General features: G+C 53.5%; 1 pseudogene (cut by a window edge). It reads right to left on the bottom strand.

Annotated elements, in window-relative coordinates:
- A pseudogene (locus COV46_08680) lies at nucleotides 1-282 on the bottom strand (hypothetical protein) (it continues 365 nt past the right edge of the window).

Raw genomic sequence — 282 nt, 5'->3', positions numbered from 1 at the left:
AAGCAATCTCCCTTGTGCAGTTTTACTCTGGGGATTGCCACGCCCCTTCGGGGCTCGCAATGACACGGGACCCTGCTCAACTCGACCACCCTCTTCAGCTCATCCGCGGCGCTTTGAACGCGCTCGGGATCGACCCTGCACATATAGACGAATTGCGCATCTCCGAAAGATGCCACCTGCGTTATCCGGTTTATCGCGCCGTCAACAAGAATGGTCATTATTCTCATCTTCCCGTGGAGATATTTTATTATCGCGGCGAGCTGGGTGTTATTTTCTGGTCCT

This window comes from Deltaproteobacteria bacterium CG11_big_fil_rev_8_21_14_0_20_49_13, from assembly GCA_002796305.1.
Taxonomy (GTDB): Bacteria; UBA10199; UBA10199.
This window is presented reverse-complemented; position numbering and strand designations above follow the sequence as displayed.